This window comes from Spirobacillus cienkowskii (assembly GCF_037081835.1).
GTDB lineage: Bacteria > Bdellovibrionota_B > Oligoflexia > Silvanigrellales > Silvanigrellaceae > Silvanigrella > Silvanigrella cienkowskii.
In genome coordinates, this window is the sequence record NZ_CP146516.1 from 2400361 (window position 1) to 2419472 (window position 19112).

A 19112-nucleotide genomic window follows, 5' to 3' on the forward strand; every position below is an offset into this window, starting at 1 on the left:
GGAGGTTTTTAGGGAGGGGAGGATGTCAATTAATATCTTCTTAGGGAAATCTTTCAAATTAAAAGTCACAATAAATTACGCTTGGCATACAATTGCTGCTGCTAATATATGCTTATCGTCAGGATCTGGTAAAGAAAGTGATGTTAAAATTTCTTGGTACCTTGCTTTTGGAATGTTGGCATCTGGTACAGCCAATTCCATAAGCTCTCTTGTCTTATTTAACCTCTCTATTTTTAAGTCAGGTCTATTCTTTTGTAAGTTTTTAATCCATTCTTCATGAATATCATCACTCCATTTCGCTTTAAATATATTTATGCCAGTTAATAGTTGAGAAAGTTATTGTGAGGCTTGAAGAAATAGCTCCAATTTGTTAAATAATTTTTGCACAAACAAAATTAACAAAGGAGCTACCAATGGACTGGCAGAGCCAACTCATCACTGTATACCTTACTACCTGCGATTTCTTTTCTCAACTCTCTCCAACCTCTTTTTTAAAAATTAGTCCAAACTCAAATCCCTCGTTCACAGACCAAGAAGTCACCACTATTTACATCTTTGGAGTTTTAATGAAACAAAAAAATATAAAAGCTATTTTTAACTTCACTAAAAATTTTATTCCAAACTGGTTTCCTCACTTGCCTTCTTATGAAGGATTTTTGTCAAGACTTAATAGCTTAAGTAAACTCTTTCCTGAACTTGCAAACTTTATTTTAAAAAATAATAAATTTAAAATCCCTAAAACAAAATCCAAACCTTTTATTCTTATTGACTCTTTACCTATTATACTCACAACTGGTTTTCGGGCGCACAAGTGCAATACTGCAAACGATATTTCTGCTATTGGCTATTGCTCTTCAAAAGATAAATTTTACTATGGGTTAAAACTTCATCTCGCTGCTTTGTTTCAAAATAAAAAACTTGCCGCACCTATTGATTTTAAAATCACACCCGCCGCAACTCACGACTTAACTGCTGTTAAGAATGATCTTTTAAACTTCAAACATTCGCAAATCTTTGCCGATCGTGCTTACTGTGACAAATCAACTAAAAAAAACTTGAATCAAATAAACTCTAAATTACACACACCAATTAAACTCTCTCGGAATAAAAAAACTCTTTCTAGTGATGAGAAAGTTTATTCTAAATCTGTTAGCTCTATTCGGCAGTCCATTGAAATCCTTTTTAACTGGTTAATTGAATCCAGCGGTATTCAAATCGCATCAAAAGTTCGATCGACTAAAGGCCTTATCGTCCATGTTTTCGGACGATTTTCTGCCTGCCTGTTTAACTACTTATTCAAATTCTAATTGATTTTTCTCAACTATTAATTGGCATATATTTGTTAAAGCGAAATGGAGTAAAAGATCTCTTAAATTTGCTGGATACAAAATACACGCATCATAAATAACAACAAAATTATTACTGCTCATTTTTAGTCTTCATAACCAAGTTTGTCTTCTTGAGAAATCCTTGCCAACTTATCAAGTGCATCTTTACTTTTTTTATTCATCTTTTTCTTGAATGACATTAAATCTTTTGCTTTGATTCTTCTGTGCGCACCAACTTTATGAAATGGCATTTGTCCCGATTCAAGAATTTTAATAATAAATGGGCGTGATACATTTAAAATGTCAGCTGCTTCTTGCGTTGTAAATTCCTTATTAAATGGCACAATTGTAACTGAATTTCCATGTGCAATTTCATTTAATATGTCCATTAAAAATGGCATAAAACTTAATGGAAGTTGTAAATTCTTAATATTACCTTGAAAATTTAACGCAAGCTCAAGATTTTTTATTTTTTTCTTTTCGCAGAAATTTGAGATATCCTTAATTACAATTTCAGCTTTCTTAGTATCCTCAACTGTTGGAATATATTCTTCTATTAATGTTAGGGCGCTTATTTTCATAATATCCTCTCCTTAACTCAGAGGTTACTTTACCGCATAAACGAAATAAATGCAATATTAGAAATAATCGAAATAATTTCAAAAAACAAGAGAAGTCGGGGGAGCCCCACCCCCACTCAAACCTCGCCAATTTCGCCCACAGATTGCTTATCGCGCTCGGTTTTTTGGGTGTAGGCATCTTTGAGTACAAGTTTTAAACTGGTTTTGAGGCCATTTTCATTGCAAGAAAAGCGAGTTTCTTCTATTAAAAAATCGCCCTCTAAGCCACAGGCAGGAGCCTTAATGGTAACAAGAGTATTGATTTCCCAAATTTGCTGACTACTGGGGTTTAGCCAATCGACGCACTCCACGGTAACCCGTAACGACTGCGCAACCCGTTGCGCCATTTCCCACTTGGCGCGCTCTTTGGCCTCGGCTTCGGTAATGGCTTTGTGACTGACAATACTCTTAAGCCTTGGCCGCTTTACACTGCTATCGCTCACCTCGCCCCGAGCGGTTTTGTGCGGCTCGTCGGCATTGCGGGTATTGCCCACCACCACATAGGTGGCAAACTTTTCGCTTTCGTTGTGCTCTACAGAACAGCTTAAAATATTTTCGCCTTCGCGAAGAGTTGCCGCCACAACGCTGCCCACATCGGCAAGCACCAAGCCGCCCTTGGCGTCGGGGTAAGCGAGCACTCCCTGAAACTTAACGTAGCGATCGATGCTTTCCCATACGGTTTCGTTATGCTGCACACTGATTTGCGGTAAACTTGCCGTTGCTGCAGCACTTTTGCCGTGCACCGCAATGCCAAACGGCGCTGCAAGCAGCTCAGCCAGTTGCTTTAACGATTTGCCCTTAAACTCTTTGGCCTCAGAAATATTGCAAGAGTCTACCAGGTCGCCCGTTTTATCGCGCCCCTGCACCGAGAGCGATCGCTCAGAGCTGCCATACTGACTGCTCACAGAATCAATGTAGCCACAAATTATCGGTTTGCCTTTGTAGCTCAGCTCACACAAATCGCCTGCTTTGAGTTGCCATTTTTCGCCTTGGCCACTCCATCTGTCGGTATACCCAATTTCAAACGCACCACTTACGGCGGCAAGCGATCGGGTAACCGAAGCCGTAAGCCACCCTTCAAAAATTTTGCCATTGGCTTTGAGCTGAATCATGCAATCACCTTAATCAGTTGCCCTTTGTACAAAAAATCAGGGTTTTTAATGTTATTCAAATACAAAATTTCGCTTTCTTTACTCAGATTGCCAAACTGCTCAAAGCAAAAATGCAACAGAGTTTGCGGATAACGCACCACAATTGACTTCATAACTGGCAGCTCGTTGGCAACGGAGTTTAAGTTTTCGTACACAACGGAGCGCAACTGGTAGAGAGTTAAATACAAGTTGTCATTGAGTAGCGGGCGGTTCATCAGGGCATCGAGGGCTTCGGCAATGTCGTCTCGGGATTTATTAATTTCGTTGACACTTAAAAACGTGGCACCCATAGCAAAATCGCACCATGCGCAAATAATAAAAATTTGCAGCAAGGTTTCGAGCTCTAAAATATTGCGCTCGGCTCTACGGGCTTCGCTGGTGCGCCACACGCTGCGGCGTTTTTCGCTTAAGCGCAAATAAAACAAAATTTTAAACGCTAAAATTCTTTTTTGTGCGCGCTCGGCACGCTGAATGGCGGTAAAAAATCGCTCTTCTTCGGCAGTGGCCGCAGAGTGTTGCTGCACACAATAAAACATACCTGGCATGGCGTAATGTGGCATCAGCTTTGCCACCGCTTGTTTGTCGGCGGAGCTTGCTCTGCCACATATTGCAACTTTAAGTGCTGCAAAGCAGCCCCAAAGTACGCCCCCTAAGTCACCGCCAGACATGGTGGCACCGTTCATGTGTTTTTTTATTTTAGCAAACACATAGGCCATATCTGCACCCAAAATTGGAATAGAGGTCACAGCCCGTTCTGCTTTATGAAAGCCCTGCATTACACTATTTAACGCCTGCACCACTTGCTGGAGGTATTTAGAAGTGCCAGCAAGACTTGTAAAATTTTTTGCAAAGCTTTGCACTCCTGCCCCATGCACCGCCGCAACCAACTCTTGCACTTTGGCCGCTTTGTTTTCGATCACTTTTAACGGATTGCTATTGCCACTTTCAATAAACGTAAAATTAAGAGTGCAATAACGCCCTTTGTTAAAGTTTTCGGAGACCGAAAGGGTAGCGCACTCCACCTGCATGGTACCCAAATACGGGTGCACCAGCTCCCCTTGTTTGCCTTTTTCGATGGCAGCAATAAGTTTATCGCGAACTGCAAAATAGTTATCACCCACCAAAAACCCAGTTATTTGAAAGGTACGCTGTTTTTTACCCAAGTCTTCGTTATAGGGCTTATCTCTAAACGGAAACGCATGACTCACAATGCGCCTGCCAAACTCGGCACTGTGCCCCTCAATTTCAAATGGAATGCCCTGAAAACTTGCTTGCTGTAAGTTGTCTTTCCAATTTTTTGTTACACTCATAAAAAATTCCTTAAATTCCCTAATTTGGCACGGCTTGAATTAAGAATTCGAGTTGCAAATCGCCAACCTGAGGCTTGCTGTACCCTTCTCCCGTAACAAGCAAATTTTCTCCTACAATAAAAAATTCGCTTAATGGCGTGCTCTCGTTATAAAGAGTGTGTTCTGCAATTTGTTTTAATTTACCCACAGTAAGCCGTGGCGAGTACTCAACGGGCTTTGTTATTTTTAGCTCTGCAATAAGCGCATTGCATTGTGCTGGGGTAAGGCTATCGCTAACAATACAGCCAAAAATTGTATAATTTTTAAGCTTATCTAAAATTCCCTCTGCAAAATGCTGTAGCCCCTTGGTAAATGGATGCAAAGCATCTAGCCTGTAAGAAATAAAAATAGGCGTAGTTGTTACTTTAATAGCAAGGGCTTCTTTAAGCTCTTTTATATTAAAAATTTTATATTCTGGAATTAAAACTTCTTCTGGCAAAAATGGCAAAGATCCAAAATCGGTAAGGTAACTTAAATAATTATTTTCGGTAAATTGCCTATAAAAAATAGGAGAGTATTTTTTATGCCCCATTAGCCAATCATTAAATTTACTGTGCGGCACATTGAGTAAAATATTTTTTAGGTTTAAATCTAATACGTATTTTGTAGAACTATTAGGGTGTTTTTGCGCACCGTATTCAAGATTTTCTTTATAAAAACCATTAAGCGCCGAATTTTCAAATTGAGGCGGAAAGGTATCGTCAAGCAATAAGCTTATTAACCGCAATCGTTCGGTATGCACTGTATTTGTATTGGCTTGCAAAGTGTCTTTGCTATTTTGCCGTTGCCAAGTAATTAAATTATTTTTATGCTCTGTTACGCCCCACCAATGGGTTAAGGTGTCTGTTTTCATTTCGCTCGTAATTGTATATTCTGGCAAAATTATATCATCTGGCAAAAATGGTGTCGATCCAAAGTTTGTAAGGTAACTGGAGTAATTATTTTCGGTAAATTTTCTAAAATAGCTTGGCACATGTTGTTTGTGCCCTATTACCCAATCATTAAATTTATTGTGTGGCACATTAAGCAAAATACCTTTTAAATGCGCATCTAAGGTATATTTTGTAGAACTATTAGGATGTTTTTGCCAGCCGTAATCGTGGTTATCGTGATAAAATGCATTGAGGGCAAACATGCCAGCATATGGCGGAAAGGTATCATTCAGTAATAAATTGATTAACCGCAACCGTTCGGTGTGCACAGTATTTTTATTAGTTTGTAACACATCTTGGTTGTTTTCGCGCTGCCACGTTATTAACGTATTTTTATGCCCCTCTAAACCCCACCAATAATTTAACGTGTCTTCTTTTATTTTAGCGGTGTAAGATACCGTTGTTCTGTTATCGAGAGGCATTGCGAGAGCAGCTGGAATGGGTGAATGCTCTGGCAAAAAGGGGATGGAGCCGAAGTTTGAGAGGTAGGTGTCTGTAAGAGGACTGTGTCTGCAATTACCGTGATTTCCATGAGGTAGTGATTGATGATTATTTACCCAATTAATAAAAACTTGATGCGGTAGGTTATATTGAATTTGATCTTGAAAACTATTTGTATCTTGGCTCAATAATGAATGCGAAAGAGTAGCATTTAATATAGTATAATAACGCCAAATTGCGCCGCATGTATTAGATAGTTTTTCAATAATTTCTCTTCTCGCATTATACACCCTATTTCTATTATTTATTAAAGTCTCTCTCGTATTGTATCGTTGCCAATTTATTAAGGTATTTTTATGTTCATCTAAACCCCACCAATAATTTAAGGTGTTGTATAGGTTTGTGCTTGTTAGTGGCATTGTTATTTCCTTGAAGGTTTAAAATTAAAAATCTGCTAGTTTTATAAAAGAAATTTGGGCGTAAACATTAAATTCTGTAAAAGAATTTGCGGCAAATATTTGAAACCCCACTGTTTCGTTACCAGGGCAAAAATAATTTGCTTCAAAAAATAAATTATAAAAGCCATTTGTATTGGGGTAGGTTTGAAGTTTTTTAGTTTCAAACAAGCCCTCTGTTACTTCACCAAAGGCAAATTTTAATGTGCCTAAACTATTTTGCTCTGCAGTTTGATTTAACTGAAAATGAATTTGATACAAGCCAGAGTGCTTAAGGTAAAAGGTTGGAATATGAAGCAGATTTGTAATTTTAGTAATATTTTTACTATTTGAATGCATTAAATTATTACATGGCACAAGGCTCGTGTTGGCCTTATTTTGAAATTGCGGTATAAAGCCAGAGTAATAGGCTTGCTTAATTTCGTACTGAGGGTGCGTGTGATTTTTAAAGGTGGTATTTATAAAAGAGTTATAATTGGTATCCAAAAACTTTTGAAACGTACTTTCGTTTAATTTTGCGCCCACATGCTTTAACACGTAGGTTCCATAGGCATTAAACACTTCGGTAAAGCGCGAATCTTGAATAAAATAATTTTGCTCTAAGGTTTTTAAAAATTGTAGCACCTTTTCGACAAATTCGTTATTAAAGTTATTGAGTATCTCAAAGCATTGCAGCAAATTGTTTTTATCGGTATCGGTAATAGCTTGCAGCCTTTTTAGCTCGCTTTCTTTGGCGAGAGTTAAAATAGTGCTTTGAATTTGTTTTTTCCATTGCTCCACTTCGGTTTTAAAACCCACAATATCCTGCTCGCAGCCCTCTTTTAAGGCATTGAGCTTTTGTTTTATTGCCGCAGACAGTTGGTTGGAAGCGCTGTCATCGAGACTCATGTTTTCGCTTAAAATTACGTTACAAATTTCGTCTTGCACGTGGTTTAGCCACTCTGCCGTAACAATGGTTCCATGGGTGCCAACTTCTGGAACCCCTAGGGTGAATTTGCGATCGGGGGTGGCCGTTGCGCCTTGAATTTTATCCATAAGAATATCCTTTAAGTTGGCCAGTAGGTGACGGTGGTGTTGAGTGGAGTGCCCCCACAAATTGTTAATGTACCGCCGTTATTAGCGGGATCTTTATTTGGTTTTATGTTAATAAAATCGTTTTTTTGGAGAACTAAATTTACCATCCAATGTAGCTGAGAAAATTCTTTACTCACCTGAAAGCATAAATCAATTTCTTTTTTGTTATTTTTCCAAACATCAAAATGATAGCTATCTCCCTTTCCAGTAAAATTAAAATGAAATTCATAAATTCCAGTTTCTGGGCAAGTATAGGTATTAAGTTCTAAATTCCATGGAGAATCTCCATTTTGTAACATTGCTCCACCAAGCTTTACATATTGTTCTGAGTTATATGTATCGCTATCTGCTGCCAACCTACTAAAATGCTGCGTTACGCTTTTTTTAGCGTTTAACACCGTTTGTTGTGCTTCCATGGTATCAATAGCAGTTTTAATATCTTGCTTATGCGCTTGCTGTTGCTGCAAAACATACAAACAATAGGCATTAAAAATTTGGGTGAATTTTTGATCTTGCAAGAGGTATTGTTGTTCGAGTTTAGTAAGCTCTGCATGAAAATTTAAAATATGGGCGTTGTTTTGCTCGTTAAAGGTTTGCACGGCGTTGAGCACGTGGTCGCGCTCGGTGGGGGTAATGGTTTCGAGTTTGCGAAAACGTTTTTCGAGGTCGAGGTTTTTAGAAAATAAATTGATGTTTATTTTCATGCGCTCCACTTCTTTTTTAAGCTCTGCAATGCTGTTTTTGCTAGAAATTAAAAGGTTTTGAACCTTGGGTTCCATTTCTGTTTTAAGGGCGGTTTCTGAAATTTCGGGCAAGGTATCAAGGGTGCGGCCTTGTAAAATTTCGTTGTGCACCGCTTGCAGCGTGCTGCTTGTGAGCACCATGCCTTCGGTCACTTTGAGGTTTGCATTGGACATAAAAATATTCCACTCCTTGCAGGGGTTGGTTGGTTTAACGATGTTTGGTTGTGTTGTTGGTTTAAGAATCGTCCCCGTAATACTCGTGCAGCTCTGTCACCCAAAATTTCAGCTCTTTGGCTGTAAAGTGGGTGAGGGTTTGGGGAGGCCAGTGCAAATGCACGGCCAGCCCAATGACTAGTTGTCTAAAGTTACTTGGGAATTGGTAAAAAAATCAGTAATCACCTCAACGCATTTAAAGTAGTCGGCAAAGCTGAGTTTTTTAACAACTTCGAGGCGGTTGCCTGTAAGACTTGCCGTTAACGCTAAAATCACTTTGTTTTTTTGTAGGTCTGTAATGCTGTAGTCCATAATGTCTTCAATGGTCATTTCTACAAACTTAAGCTCGGTGATGGTTTCGTCTAAGTCTTTAAGGGGCTTAGTGAGCTTAATCACTTTTGCGTATTTAACTTTTGGTTTTTTTTCTGATTTTATTTCACTCATGCGCCAATCTCCAAGCCTTTGCGGCCTTCAAAACGTAATGTAATTTTGCCTTGTTTGGTTTCGAGTTCCATGCCTTTGTCGTTAACGCACCAAGCGTCGTAAAGGGCAAAAGTGGTGCCATCAGCGAGGTCGAGGGTAATGGTGGAGCCATCAACTTGCGATAAATCGATACCGCTGAGCAAATGGCCTTTTACAATGTCGCCTTCAATAAAAGGCACTTGGGCAATGGTGGAGTAGCCAATCACACCGCTTGTGCCTACAATGGCTTCGCGTTTGTCGGCACCAATGCCGTATTTAAAATCGCCAAGGCAGTCGTAAGATTTTCCATCAATTTTAAACGTAATTCTGCCGCCTTTAATGTTGCTCATGGTGTGTCCTTATATTCTAAATTGAATTTGCGTTGCCACTTGGACAAGTTGATTCATAATTGTTGGAGGTAATAAAAAGTCTAAACGGCTGCGGTTTTGCGCATTGCGTTCGACAATAAGTTGTTTGGTAAAGTCACTGGCGTTTTGCACCAAGCCATCGAGTTCCCATTGGTTAAAGCGGGCAATGGCTTCGGCCTTAGCAAGCTTGGGAGTCATAACTTTTTGTCCGGAGCGAAAGCTTGTGCCATCGTCTGCAAGTTTGTAACGGGAGTATTTGTTCCAAAAATACGTTCTAAAATCGTTACGAATGTAAGAGAGCGTGAGCACGTTTTCTAATGACAAATAACTTTCGTCGTTTTGCCCAGAAGGATTGCGTTTGTACGTTGTGAGCGCGCGTTCAATGTGCACGGTGTTTGCAGTGCAATTAAGCGTAGAAATGCCGTTATTTAACAACACATTGCGTTCTTCAAAACGAGTTTTTTGCTCAATGCGCGGTGCATTAATGCCTTTTAGAGGCAATGTTTGCAAAGGCATTGCAGGGTCGATGGCAGCACTGCGTGAAATTTGTGCGGCAATGGCTGCATTAATCCGTGCCGTGCTATCTGGAATGCCGTAGGCACTAAACAGCGTGAGGCATTGGGAGTTGAGAGATTGCGAAAGAGTGATGGCGTTTTGATGTGCGGCGTTTGTGGTTAAGCACACAAAACCATCATTTTGCGTATGGCCGCCCCAACGGGTATCCATTTCGTCTGATAATGCTTTTAAGCTTTCGGCATCGGTAAAAGGGCACACAATGCAGTTAAATTTTTCGTCACCAAGTGCTGCAAACAGTTTGCTAAAATTGTACTCTTGGCGGCCACTTTGAAATTGCGAGACCACAACATCAAACGCTGCAGGGCTTTTTTCGACAGCAAGGTACATGTCGTCAAAAGAATCGTCTTTGTTTAATGCTGTAATGTTTACTGCAACAAAGCTTTCGGTCACTTCGACTTCGGCCGAAACGCCAAGTGCAGAGTTTTTGCGAAGCGCTTCTACAAGTTTTTGTGCCCAAGTTTCTTTGCGGCTTGCGTTATCGGCTGCGTCGAGCTCAATGGTCACTATTTTTCCGCCCATGTTTAACACAAACTGCTCGTTTGCTTGGGAGGCCGTGCGGCTACCAGTTTTATCTAAAAAATCGATGCTTGCTGTTGATGCCGAGGCAGTGCGAGCAAATGCGTATGCCCATGTTTCGTTCATGCTGTCGTTTAATTTGTACGCGTCAATTTGTCTGTGCAACAAAGAATTTTCGCCAAACATTTCCATGGCTGCGGTAGACGAAGAAACCAAATATGGTTTTTCTAAGTCGGCTTTGCCGCTTTGTTTTTTAGTTCCTAAAATTAATGTTTTCCATTTTGGAACAGATGCGCTTGCTGCAGAATTGTCAAACTCAACCCACATCCAAGGAAGACGAGAGTGTTGAATTGTATTAAATGATACCATTTTTTACCTCAATAGCTGGGTTTGTTAAGTTATCAAGCTCTCTTAATTTTGTTTCGTTAGTTGTGTACGCTACGTTATATAAAAGAGTTGTTGTTGTTTGATAAAGGTTATGCGAAATGCATTTTCCTTCGCATTCTATGCCAACATACGTGAACAAAAATTCTTTTGTGCTAAAATTTGCAATTTCTGCTTCAATAATTTTAGCAATTGCATGAGTAGGATTTTCTTGCTGCGCTAAAAAATTACTTATAACTGTAATATGCAAGTGGGTTTCGCGCGCATAATTTATGTTGCCAAAAAAATTGACAACCACTTCTTTGGGGCAAAAAATAAAAATAGAATTATTTTCTCCCACCGATTGATATTCTGTTTTAGGATGGGTATAAACTTTATCTAAAGCAATTGTTTTATGAAGCAGTAAGTTGTAAACTGTAGTTATAATTTCGTCACGTCTGTGTGGCATAGTCAGCTTTCTAAAATTTAAACAAAATAATTTTATAAATTTTTAAAAATAAAAATTATTTTGTTGTTAGTACTTTTTTAACAATGTAATTATTAAAATTTTTTTTGTTAATAGTTTAATGATTTTTTTGTTAATAAATTTTTGTTAATTATTTTTAACAATTTTTTAATAATGTTATTTTGTAACGTTATTATATTTTGTTATTTTACAACATTATTAACAAGCATAATTTCCCATATAGAGCCACTCACTTGCGCATACGCAAAACCACACGCAATGGCATTAGGGTCGCTACTGTCTGCGGTTAAATAACCATCTAAATAAAAAACGGGCATACCTGGGTCAACATTTCCAATAACAGGAAATTCAAAACACCCTTGCGTATACGCGCTAATAGGCCATTTGTGTGTTCCGTTAGTAATGGCAACCAAAACCAATTTATTAACATGAAATAGCTCTCCAGCATTTACGTTGCGTGGCGGTTTTGCTAAAATAATATTTCCTGCAGAAATATAGTTGCTAATTTTCATAAAGTTGTTCCTTTAAGGAATACCCACCGCATTTTTTAAGTGCGGTGTTTTTGTGTTGTTAAGTTTTGAGCTAAGGTTATACTTAATTTTATTTAAAATTTAAAAGTAATACAGATGCACGTTATTAATGAATTGAGTTAAAAATCTCCTTTATTGCCATAGATTTATTTTTAGTATTTATAACCGCTTGCCGCAGCTTAAAAAGAAGCATAAACATTTTAAAAAAATTGTGTGGCAAAATTTGCAAAAATGGAGGGGGGGGGGCGTGAAGGGTGAAATTTTAGATGCGAACCGCTGTAGCAGAATGGTTTGAACAACAATTTTTAATTATTTTTTAAACCATTCTTTAATTTTTACGAAAATTTACTTCTATATATTGCTTTTTCTTCAAAATATTCAGGATCTAAATCAATCAAATTCAATAAACGAAGTGCCGCACCGTTTGGATGACTTTTTCCATATTCCCAAGATTCTACTGTTTTTTTTGATACACCCAAAAATTCTGCAAAAATAGCTTGCGAAAAACATAACTTTTCTCTTAATTTACTGATTTCTTTTGCGCTCATATCTTGAACTGGGTGAATTTTAACAATTGTTGTCTTTAGTTTTTTATTTCCTTTTGTATGTTCTAAGGCATCATTTAATCCTGCCATGATTTCATCAAAAAATTTATTTTTTCTTTTTTGTGTTTTCATTTTCAGCCTCCTTTTTGATTTTTAAAACAACTTCACCAATCAAATTTCTTTCAGACTTGGTCAAATTTTCTTTTTCATTCTTTAGAAAAAAAGCAATCGCATAAATGCGTTCTTTTAACTTTATGTCTAAATAAAGCACTCGAATTCCACCACTTTTTCCTTTGCTGCCGTAAGAAACCCTTAACTTTCGCAAGCCATGAGTCCCTTCTATCAGTTCACCATAAAGATACATCCTAAAAAATAGGATATTTCTGTAATTTTTGTAAATTTACATAATACATCAAAATTATTAAAAATTAAAAAAACTTGAAAATTGTAATAATTTGGGTTGCAATGGGTTGGGAGTTATATTTTATGACTAAATCTAGAAAACGTTTACCCTCACAATCAAGTGTTCGTTGGGATGATGACTTGCAGCCACTGGTATTAGAATGGTTGGAAAAAAATCCGGATTGGAACATTTCGCAACTTGCAAACCAAGCTATTCGAAAATTTATTCTTTCACACTATTCCACAATTCCTGTAGAATTAATCTTTCTCGATAAAGAAGAAGGCTCAAAACTGATTGATAAAGTCATACTCGATCACGCAGACGCACTGGAGCGTCTTAAATGAAAAATTTGCAAAAGCAATTTTTAAAAGCGCACAAAAGGCAAAAAGGTAATAAATGAGAATAAGCAGAATATGAGAATACGACTCGAGCGAAAAAATACCTTATTACGTTGGAATTCCTGAGCTAGAAATACATAGCCAAGGCTCAACCCTAGAAGAGGCTTATGAAATGATTAAAGTCGCTTTTGGATTATTACTCGAAGAGCATACAAAAGGAAACGTAACAAAAAATGATCTTAAAATAATTTCAACAAGCGCTGTTATGTTTGATATAGTTACTGATAAAATTAAAGAAGTATCGAGTTTCGCTATTCATCGTAGATTAGCTGGATTGAGATATTAATGTTTTCTTTTATTTAACATGCATCAAAGGCATTAAGCTGTAATGTTCTAAAATTTAATGTAGAAAGAAAATTTATAAATATATCCTCAAAAAATAAAATTATTATAAAAATATATATCTTACATTTAGAAGAAAATTATTGCTTAAAAGTAGTATTACAGTATGGATGAGTCGGCTGCAAATTTTCAGTATTATTACTTCCTCCTTCTCTCCTTCTCACTATATGATCTATACTAATTGAGTTTTTATGTAAGTAACCATTACATATAGAACATTTAATACAACCGTTAAGAGCTCTTGATAAGAAGACATTAGACTTTGTATCACTTGTTGTAAGTAGATTAGCTTGTTGATTATCTGGCTTTAAATAATGAAACTTTTTATTATCAATGATTCTTAAAAACTCGCGGTAAATTAGATAATGAATGGAACTTTATTGATTCAACAATCGTAAAAGCTCATCAGCATTCTGTAAATTCAAAATGCAAAAAGGATGAATGCATTGGTCGAGCTGTTTGTGGCAATTCAAGTAAAATACATATGATTTCAGTTTCTTATGAAAATCCAATAGATTTTATTTTAAGCGAAGGTCAAGCTCATGATTGCAAAATTGGCAATCAACTTATCGATTATGCAATGCTAAAAATTTAATTGCAGACCGTGCCTATAGCAACAAAAAAATAAGAGAAAAATTAGCAGACAAAAAAATTCAAACAATTATTCCTAAAAGAAAAATTCTGTTGATAAAACCAATAATGAGTTTAATATACATTTATATAAAATACGTCATTTAGTTGAAAATTTATATTCTAGATTAAAACAATTTAGAAGCATCGAAACTCGTTACGATAAATGTAAAAATAATTTCGCTTCATTGATTTACATTGGGTGTTCCATCATTTGGAGGAAAATTTGAGAACACTCCCTAGTCTAAGGATGACAAGCTTAATTTTATAAGCGTTCAAGCAAGACATAACTCATAATCATGATCTTTCTTAAAGCAATTATTCTCTCCCACTATCAGTTAATAAACTTAAAATTGACATATTAAAGCTATATCTGACAAAAATACTAATACCTTATGATTTAATTTATTTGCAACTTTATAACATTATAAAACATTGCTATAGCCATTCTAGAATAAGTTGTTTACCAATATATCTGCACTAACTTACTATCTTTTATAATTGTGATTTAACTTTTTATGAATAATTACAGTTTTTAAAAAATTATGAAAAAAATCTAATCTATGGTTCTACCAAATACCATTTAGGCCAAAAGATAAAAATAAACTTTATAATAATTACTATAGTTTAATTAATCATAAGCTATAAAGTCTAATGCTATTTGCACAACTTACTTTTGTTGCTATAAGTTCTATTTTTTAAATTCGGCTTATATCTCGATTTTTCATGATACTCAGTTTCGCCAACTTCAAATACCAAATCTCGATTACGATAAAATTTATCTCATCAATAACGTATTAATTACGTATTTGCGAAAAAATTTTTTGTAACTTGAAATCATTTAAAACAAGATAACTTATGTTTTACTATTGTCATATAATATACTGATTTAAATTTAATGATTATTACTCAATCATAAAGATAATCAATTTTTAATTGTCTTACATCATCAAGTGTAAAAAAGTTTAATAAGAAATATCATCTGGATCATAATTTTTTATGCCCCAGATTTCTGCAATGTCTATAAAAAGTGATTTTCTACTTACTTCTCTACCGTTATCGAATGATTTTTTCAGTCTTTCGTTTCTTACTATTTCTAAACCTTCTTTAAAACATTCTTCTTGTGAATATTTAATTCTAGATCTTAAGTCTCTTTCATATTTTCACCTGGCATCAAAATAAGCTCTGACATTAAAATCAAGGCGCATACGTTCAAGGTTTCTATACATTTTAGTAATGGAAAAAAAATTCACTAAGAAATCTTTTTTTAGTTGTTTTGTTACTTTAATAAGTGCAACAATTTTTCTAGAGTATTATATTCACCCAAAGGATGTTTTGCCAGGTCTAAATAATAAATAAATAATAAATCAGTGAGTTGTACTTTATGCTCGGCATCTATTAATACAGCCACGGTATGATAATATTTGGTATGCTTAAAACACATGAATGACAATTGTTTTTTTCACTGTATCGTAGTATAGAAATTGTTTTAATTGTGATCAACTAGTTCTATGTTATTCCCAAAAAATCCTTATTTACTAATATCAATGTTTTTTGCTCGTAATATTTTCAAAAAAAGTAAACAAATATTATTAAGATACTTTTTTCTTCTTTTTACGAATATATTCTTCAAGAGCTTGTCGCACAATTTTTTGATATGAAACTTTTTCTTCTTTTGCAAAACTTTGAATACAATTTAGCAAAGGATCTGAAATACGAATAGTTATACTCTTATTTTTAGGCGCAAATTCAAATGTTGTTAATTTAAAATCATCATTATCCATATATTCAGACAAATCTTGATCAATAAACTCTTCGGCCTCTTTATCTGTTGTTAGTTTTGGCAATTTTTTCTTCATATTTTTTAACCTCTTTACTGTGCATGTATCGAATTGAAATAGGTCTAACCAAACAACTTCCATCTTCAGTATATTTAAAAGTAATGGCTCCTACCATTGGTCTACTATTTTGGCCTTTTCCAAAAACTATATACCGCTGTTCAATATCCGAATGCTGAACATCAGGAGTCATAAATAACGTGTTCTTTAAAAAAGACTCTATCTCCTCACACGTTACACCATGTTTATCTCTGTTCTTAGTTATATTTCCATCATCCCAATCAAACCCATCAAATTTCAGCGTCATCAATCCAGAGTCTCCAATATTCAATAACCATTACGTAATTATAGTTCAACATAAATACATTTGTCAATACAAATGTATTTATGTTGAACTATAATTACGTATTTTCAAATACTTACAAAAGTCATTATTTGTAGATTTTTCAAACTAAGTAAAGTCGAAACAAAATCATACTTCGGCTCAACGAATTCTATAATTCTATGTTATTCATAAAAAATCCTCCTTTGCGTTTCAAAAACTTTATGTTTGTGAAAGAAAGTTTTTTAATAAAAATTAAAAATAAAAAAAGAGAGGAATGTTTGTGTTTTAAATTTAGACATACTATTTAAATAAAAATTTCACTTAATATAATTAATCAGTTACTTTTTTAACAAATTCAGACTTTAAACCCATGGCTCCAATACCTGGGACTTTGCAATCTATGTTATGATCTGCATCAACAAGACGAATGTTTTTAATTTTGGTACCAACTTTTACAACATTTGAAGAGCCTTTAACTTTAAGATCTTTAATGATAGTAACAGAATCTCCATCTTTAAGCTCCACACCGTATGCGTCACGTACCATTATTGTTTGCGGGTTTTCTTGGTTGTTTTTTAGATTTTTTGAGAACTCATGCCCACACTCTGGACATATTAAGATTTCGCCATCTTCATACACATATGTTGACTGGCATTGGGGACAAGGAGAAATTTCACTCATAAGGAACCCTTTCTTAAAGTACGAGTTTTTAAGCTCAGCAAAACAAATAATTCAGCAAACTCAATACTGCAAGAAAAATAATTATGCTATTAAAAATAATTATTCACAAAATAACTTACAAGAAATTTCATAATATCCATCAAAAAATTCGTACATTTTAAAACCATATGTCTTATTATCAATATCATTATTTTCGTTGCTACCATTATATTTAAATTGTGCAAAACTAGAAGGCCCTGCTTCTAAATTATAGGTATTTCCAATTTTAATTGAATAATGATTATGCACATGACCTGTTATTAAAACTTTAACATTATCGTATTTATTTAAAACATTAACCAAATCGTGACCATTTAACATAGGGCAATCATCAATTAATGGTGTTCCTACTGCAACTGGATGATGATGAGTGATTACAGCACAATTGTAGTTTTTAATTTTAGCTTGTTTGATGTTAGTATCAATTCTTTGCAGTTCTTGGTTTGATAAAACTCCATAATCTTTACCTTCTATGCAAGAATCAGCACCTAAAAACAACCAATTTTCTAACCATAGTTCCTTTAAATGAAAAAAATTATGACTTTCAGAAAATACTTTTATTAAATTACTTTTTGAATCGTGGTTTCCGTTTATAAAATAAATTTTTTTATTTATTTTTTGAAGCGAGTTAACAACAAAATTATAAGACTCAATACTACCGTCATCTGAAATGTCACCAGTTAAAATTACAAAATCAAAATCTTTTATATTATTGCTAATATAATTTGTAATATTTTCTAATTTTTTTCTTGGATTAACTCCATACATTAAACTATCTGTTTCTTTTTTAATGTGACAATCTGTAATTTGAATAATTTTCATGCTTTTTCCTTTAATTTTTTTTTAATTTAAATTTGCAACCTACTGCCTAATATTTAAACATTTTTTAAAAATTTTTAAACACAAACTTTTCCCTCTTTTTTTATTTTAAATTTTTGCTAAAAAAAACTTTCTTTCAAAGACATGAAGTTTTTGAAACGCAAAGAAGGATTTTTTGTGAATAACATAGAACTCGTTGATCCCAAGTACGATTTTGTTTTTAAAATGCTATTTGGTAGTGACCCCGAAATTTTTATGAGTTTTGTAAATAGTGTTTTAAACTTAGAGCAAAGCAAAGCCATTGTGGACGTCACGTTTATTAACCCAGAACTCAACAAAGAAGCCGAAGACGATAAAGCAATTAGGCTCGATGTCTTAGCAAAGCTTGCCGATGGCGATCTCATTAACATCGAAATGCAAATGCAAAATCATGGCCATTATATTAAAAGAAGTTTGTATTATTGGAGTAAGGTTTACTACTCCCAATTAAAACAAGGCGAAAATTACGACACCCTTAAAAAAACGATTGCCATTCATGTATTAAATTTTAGCTTGTTTAAACACAGCAAACACTATCACACCGAGGCTGTGTTAATGGATGCCGAGAATAAAGTGCAACTTACTGATTTATTTTCTATTCATTATTTAGATCTAGCAAAACTCCCTTCGGGTAACTATAATACCCTAGAAAAATGGTTGCGCTTTTTAAAGCAGCCAAGCAAAGAAGAGGTTTTGCAAATGAACATCCCTGCAATTACCAAAGCATACAAACAACTCGAAAACATGAGCCTCGATTCCGGCATTCGTGCCCGTTACGACGCCAAACGTAAGTTTGAACATGATTATGTCACGGGGCTGGATACGGCTAGAGAAGAGGGAAAGATTAATATGATAAAAAACTTTCTTATAGCAGGAGTATCCTTAGAAATTATTCAAAAAGCTTCTGGGCTATCTCTCAGTGAAATTGAAAGTTTGCAAAACGAATTAAATTTAAAATAGTTAGAACCAAAAAAGAAAAGGATTTCTTAATGAATTTTTTATCAATTGCCAGCGTATATAAAAATCTCGAAAACATAAGACTCGATTTTAATGTCAGTGCTTATTATGATGCCAGACAAAAATATGAAAGAGACTACAGATCGGGTATTGAGAATGCACGAAAAGAAGGATTTAAAATAGGTCTCGAAAAAACAATAAATAAAAGGCTGCAAAAAGCCCTTGAAAATGGGAATGAAATAAGCAGAAAATCTATTTGCACTGATTTAGCACTTAGTCTTCTTGCTGATAACTACGATCTCCACGACATTGCTTATTACACTGATTTAACATTTTATGAAGTAAGACAATTGAAGATTGATTATCTTGATAATTAAAATATTAAACCCCTAAAAACCTAGTTTACAACCCACTGCTCAATTTTAAAACACTCCCAAAAAATTTTTAAACACAAACTTTTCCCTCTTTTTTTATTTTAAATTTTTGTT

Annotated in this window: 24 protein-coding genes and 1 pseudogene; 5 read left to right on the top strand and 20 right to left on the bottom strand. The window is 35.0% G+C overall.

The features are described 5' to 3' along the window. Positions 1 to 75: 75 nt before the first annotated feature. Positions 76 to 201, bottom strand: coding sequence for a hypothetical protein (locus Spiro2_RS10710; RefSeq protein ID WP_338635780.1), 126 nt, complete (start codon positions 199 to 201; stop codon positions 76 to 78). A gap of 212 nt (positions 202 to 413) precedes the next feature. Here Spiro2_RS10710 and Spiro2_RS10715 point away from each other — a divergent pair, with 212 nt between their 5' ends. Beyond that, entirely contained in the window at positions 414 to 1307 is an 894-nt protein-coding gene (locus Spiro2_RS10715; protein ID WP_338634920.1) for an IS982 family transposase, read from the top strand. Positions 1308 to 1334: 27 nt separating this feature from the next. Here Spiro2_RS10715 and Spiro2_RS12795 read toward each other — a convergent pair. From Spiro2_RS12795 to Spiro2_RS10780, 14 genes and pseudogenes are all read right to left on the bottom strand, one after another. Further along, positions 1335 to 1430: pseudogene (locus Spiro2_RS12795) on the bottom strand (PIN domain-containing protein); the annotation flags it as partial. Positions 1431 to 1432: 2 nt separating this feature from the next. Beyond that, positions 1433 to 1909: a helix-turn-helix domain-containing protein gene (locus tag Spiro2_RS10720; protein ID WP_338635781.1), complete on the bottom strand. Its 477-nt coding sequence runs from the start codon at positions 1907 to 1909 to the stop codon at positions 1433 to 1435. A 116-nt stretch (positions 1910 to 2025) separates the two neighbouring features. Further along, positions 2026 to 3060: a phage baseplate assembly protein gene (locus Spiro2_RS10725; RefSeq protein ID WP_338635783.1), complete on the bottom strand. Its 1035-nt coding sequence runs from the start codon at positions 3058 to 3060 to the stop codon at positions 2026 to 2028. Continuing rightward, positions 3057 to 4409, bottom strand: coding sequence for a DNA circularization protein (locus Spiro2_RS10730; protein WP_338635784.1), 1353 nt, complete (start codon positions 4407 to 4409; stop codon positions 3057 to 3059). Before Spiro2_RS10730 ends, Spiro2_RS10725 begins: the two co-directional genes overlap by 4 nt. A 19-nt stretch (positions 4410 to 4428) precedes the next feature. Continuing rightward, positions 4429 to 6240: a hypothetical protein gene (locus Spiro2_RS10735; protein WP_338635786.1), complete on the bottom strand. Its 1812-nt coding sequence runs from the start codon at positions 6238 to 6240 to the stop codon at positions 4429 to 4431. 24 nt (positions 6241 to 6264) lie between these two features. Continuing rightward, positions 6265 to 7311, bottom strand: a complete 1047-nt coding sequence (locus tag Spiro2_RS10740) for a hypothetical protein (RefSeq protein WP_338635788.1) — start codon at positions 7309 to 7311, stop codon at positions 6265 to 6267. A gap of 11 nt (positions 7312 to 7322) precedes the next feature. Further along, a complete protein-coding gene (locus Spiro2_RS10745) occupies positions 7323 to 8267 on the bottom strand; it encodes a C1q-like domain-containing protein (RefSeq protein ID WP_338635790.1) in 945 nt (314 codons plus the stop codon). A gap of 177 nt (positions 8268 to 8444) precedes the next feature. Continuing rightward, entirely contained in the window at positions 8445 to 8750 is a 306-nt protein-coding gene (locus tag Spiro2_RS10750) for a phage tail assembly protein (protein ID WP_338635792.1), read from the bottom strand. After that, entirely contained in the window at positions 8747 to 9118 is a 372-nt protein-coding gene (locus tag Spiro2_RS10755) for a phage tail tube protein (RefSeq protein ID WP_338635794.1), read from the bottom strand. The genes Spiro2_RS10750 and Spiro2_RS10755 overlap by 4 nt, the downstream gene beginning before the upstream one ends. A gap of 9 nt (positions 9119 to 9127) precedes the next feature. Beyond that, on the bottom strand, positions 9128 to 10597 hold the full coding sequence (locus Spiro2_RS10760) for a phage tail sheath subtilisin-like domain-containing protein (RefSeq protein WP_338635795.1): 1470 nt from the start codon (positions 10595 to 10597) through the stop codon (positions 9128 to 9130). Continuing rightward, complete coding sequence (locus tag Spiro2_RS10765; protein ID WP_338635796.1) at positions 10584 to 11060, bottom strand: hypothetical protein; 477 nt, start codon at positions 11058 to 11060, stop codon at positions 10584 to 10586. Before Spiro2_RS10765 ends, Spiro2_RS10760 begins: the two co-directional genes overlap by 14 nt. A 200-nt stretch (positions 11061 to 11260) precedes the next feature. Next, a complete protein-coding gene (locus Spiro2_RS10770) occupies positions 11261 to 11590 on the bottom strand; it encodes a hypothetical protein (protein ID WP_338635797.1) in 330 nt (109 codons plus the stop codon). A 353-nt stretch (positions 11591 to 11943) separates the two neighbouring features. Further along, a complete protein-coding gene (locus Spiro2_RS10775; RefSeq protein WP_338635799.1) occupies positions 11944 to 12285 on the bottom strand; it encodes a helix-turn-helix domain-containing protein in 342 nt (113 codons plus the stop codon). After that, on the bottom strand, positions 12260 to 12478 hold the full coding sequence (locus Spiro2_RS10780) for a hypothetical protein (RefSeq protein ID WP_338635801.1): 219 nt from the start codon (positions 12476 to 12478) through the stop codon (positions 12260 to 12262). Before Spiro2_RS10780 ends, Spiro2_RS10775 begins: the two co-directional genes overlap by 26 nt. Before the next feature lie 161 nt (positions 12479 to 12639). Between Spiro2_RS10780 and Spiro2_RS10785 the strand changes: the two genes are divergently transcribed. Both Spiro2_RS10785 and Spiro2_RS10790 read left to right on the top strand, forming a co-directional pair. Beyond that, on the top strand, positions 12640 to 12900 hold the full coding sequence (locus Spiro2_RS10785) for a hypothetical protein (RefSeq protein WP_338635802.1): 261 nt from the start codon (positions 12640 to 12642) through the stop codon (positions 12898 to 12900). A 166-nt stretch (positions 12901 to 13066) separates the two neighbouring features. Beyond that, on the top strand, positions 13067 to 13240 hold the full coding sequence (locus tag Spiro2_RS10790; RefSeq protein WP_338635803.1) for a hypothetical protein: 174 nt from the start codon (positions 13067 to 13069) through the stop codon (positions 13238 to 13240). 136 nt (positions 13241 to 13376) lie between these two features. Here the strand turns inward: Spiro2_RS10790 and Spiro2_RS12800 are convergent, their stop codons facing one another. The 5 genes from Spiro2_RS12800 to Spiro2_RS10810 all read right to left on the bottom strand — a co-directional run bounded on the left by Spiro2_RS12800 (position 13377) and on the right by Spiro2_RS10810 (position 17631). Beyond that, entirely contained in the window at positions 13377 to 13667 is a 291-nt protein-coding gene (locus tag Spiro2_RS12800; RefSeq protein WP_422398040.1) for an HNH endonuclease, read from the bottom strand. Positions 13668 to 15518: 1851 nt separating this feature from the next. Continuing rightward, positions 15519 to 15785, bottom strand: coding sequence for a CopG family antitoxin (locus tag Spiro2_RS10795; RefSeq protein ID WP_338635805.1), 267 nt, complete (start codon positions 15783 to 15785; stop codon positions 15519 to 15521). Continuing rightward, complete coding sequence (locus tag Spiro2_RS10800) at positions 15751 to 16071, bottom strand: BrnT family toxin (RefSeq protein WP_338635807.1); 321 nt, start codon at positions 16069 to 16071, stop codon at positions 15751 to 15753. Before Spiro2_RS10800 ends, Spiro2_RS10795 begins: the two co-directional genes overlap by 35 nt. Before the next feature lie 348 nt (positions 16072 to 16419). Then, complete coding sequence (locus Spiro2_RS10805) at positions 16420 to 16770, bottom strand: zinc ribbon domain-containing protein YjdM (RefSeq protein ID WP_338635810.1); 351 nt, start codon at positions 16768 to 16770, stop codon at positions 16420 to 16422. 99 nt (positions 16771 to 16869) lie between these two features. After that, positions 16870 to 17631, bottom strand: coding sequence for a metallophosphoesterase (locus tag Spiro2_RS10810; protein ID WP_338635812.1), 762 nt, complete (start codon positions 17629 to 17631; stop codon positions 16870 to 16872). A 174-nt stretch (positions 17632 to 17805) separates the two neighbouring features. On the opposite strand from Spiro2_RS10810, the gene Spiro2_RS10815 reads away from it, so the two are divergent. Next, positions 17806 to 18627 (top strand): Rpn family recombination-promoting nuclease/putative transposase, encoded by an 822-nt coding sequence (locus Spiro2_RS10815; RefSeq protein ID WP_338635814.1) that lies wholly within the window; start codon positions 17806 to 17808, stop codon positions 18625 to 18627. A 29-nt stretch (positions 18628 to 18656) separates the two neighbouring features. Further along, complete coding sequence (locus Spiro2_RS10820; protein WP_338635816.1) at positions 18657 to 19001, top strand: hypothetical protein; 345 nt, start codon at positions 18657 to 18659, stop codon at positions 18999 to 19001. The last annotated feature ends 111 nt before the right edge of the window (positions 19002 to 19112 follow it).

What these genes read in the sequence shown, in the direction of transcription:
- Spiro2_RS10710 (WP_338635780.1), bottom strand. Translation starts at nt 201, where the DNA reads ATGGAATTGGCTGTACCAGATGCCAACATTCCAAAAGCAAGGTACCAA.
- Spiro2_RS10715 (WP_338634920.1), top strand. Translation starts at nt 414, where the DNA reads ATGGACTGGCAGAGCCAACTCATCACTGTATACCTTACTACCTGCGAT.
- Spiro2_RS10720 (WP_338635781.1), bottom strand. Translation starts at nt 1,909, where the DNA reads ATGAAAATAAGCGCCCTAACATTAATAGAAGAATATATTCCAACAGTT.
- Spiro2_RS10725 (WP_338635783.1), bottom strand. Translation starts at nt 3,060, where the DNA reads ATGATTCAGCTCAAAGCCAATGGCAAAATTTTTGAAGGGTGGCTTACG.
- Spiro2_RS10730 (WP_338635784.1), bottom strand. Translation starts at nt 4,409, where the DNA reads ATGAGTGTAACAAAAAATTGGAAAGACAACTTACAGCAAGCAAGTTTT.
- Spiro2_RS10735 (WP_338635786.1), bottom strand. Translation starts at nt 6,240, where the DNA reads ATGCCACTAACAAGCACAAACCTATACAACACCTTAAATTATTGGTGG.
- Spiro2_RS10740 (WP_338635788.1), bottom strand. Translation starts at nt 7,311, where the DNA reads ATGGATAAAATTCAAGGCGCAACGGCCACCCCCGATCGCAAATTCACC.
- Spiro2_RS10745 (WP_338635790.1), bottom strand. Translation starts at nt 8,267, where the DNA reads ATGTCCAATGCAAACCTCAAAGTGACCGAAGGCATGGTGCTCACAAGC.
- Spiro2_RS10750 (WP_338635792.1), bottom strand. Translation starts at nt 8,750, where the DNA reads ATGAGTGAAATAAAATCAGAAAAAAAACCAAAAGTTAAATACGCAAAA.
- Spiro2_RS10755 (WP_338635794.1), bottom strand. Translation starts at nt 9,118, where the DNA reads ATGAGCAACATTAAAGGCGGCAGAATTACGTTTAAAATTGATGGAAAA.
- Spiro2_RS10760 (WP_338635795.1), bottom strand. Translation starts at nt 10,597, where the DNA reads ATGGTATCATTTAATACAATTCAACACTCTCGTCTTCCTTGGATGTGG.
- Spiro2_RS10765 (WP_338635796.1), bottom strand. Translation starts at nt 11,060, where the DNA reads ATGCCACACAGACGTGACGAAATTATAACTACAGTTTACAACTTACTG.
- Spiro2_RS10770 (WP_338635797.1), bottom strand. Translation starts at nt 11,590, where the DNA reads ATGAAAATTAGCAACTATATTTCTGCAGGAAATATTATTTTAGCAAAA.
- Spiro2_RS10775 (WP_338635799.1), bottom strand. Translation starts at nt 12,285, where the DNA reads ATGAAAACACAAAAAAGAAAAAATAAATTTTTTGATGAAATCATGGCA.
- Spiro2_RS10785 (WP_338635802.1), top strand. Translation starts at nt 12,640, where the DNA reads ATGACTAAATCTAGAAAACGTTTACCCTCACAATCAAGTGTTCGTTGG.
- Spiro2_RS10790 (WP_338635803.1), top strand. Translation starts at nt 13,067, where the DNA reads ATGATTAAAGTCGCTTTTGGATTATTACTCGAAGAGCATACAAAAGGA.
- Spiro2_RS10795 (WP_338635805.1), bottom strand. Translation starts at nt 15,785, where the DNA reads ATGAAGAAAAAATTGCCAAAACTAACAACAGATAAAGAGGCCGAAGAG.
- Spiro2_RS10800 (WP_338635807.1), bottom strand. Translation starts at nt 16,071, where the DNA reads ATGACGCTGAAATTTGATGGGTTTGATTGGGATGATGGAAATATAACT.
- Spiro2_RS10805 (WP_338635810.1), bottom strand. Translation starts at nt 16,770, where the DNA reads ATGAGTGAAATTTCTCCTTGTCCCCAATGCCAGTCAACATATGTGTAT.
- Spiro2_RS10810 (WP_338635812.1), bottom strand. Translation starts at nt 17,631, where the DNA reads ATGAAAATTATTCAAATTACAGATTGTCACATTAAAAAAGAAACAGAT.
- Spiro2_RS10820 (WP_338635816.1), top strand. Translation starts at nt 18,657, where the DNA reads ATGAATTTTTTATCAATTGCCAGCGTATATAAAAATCTCGAAAACATA.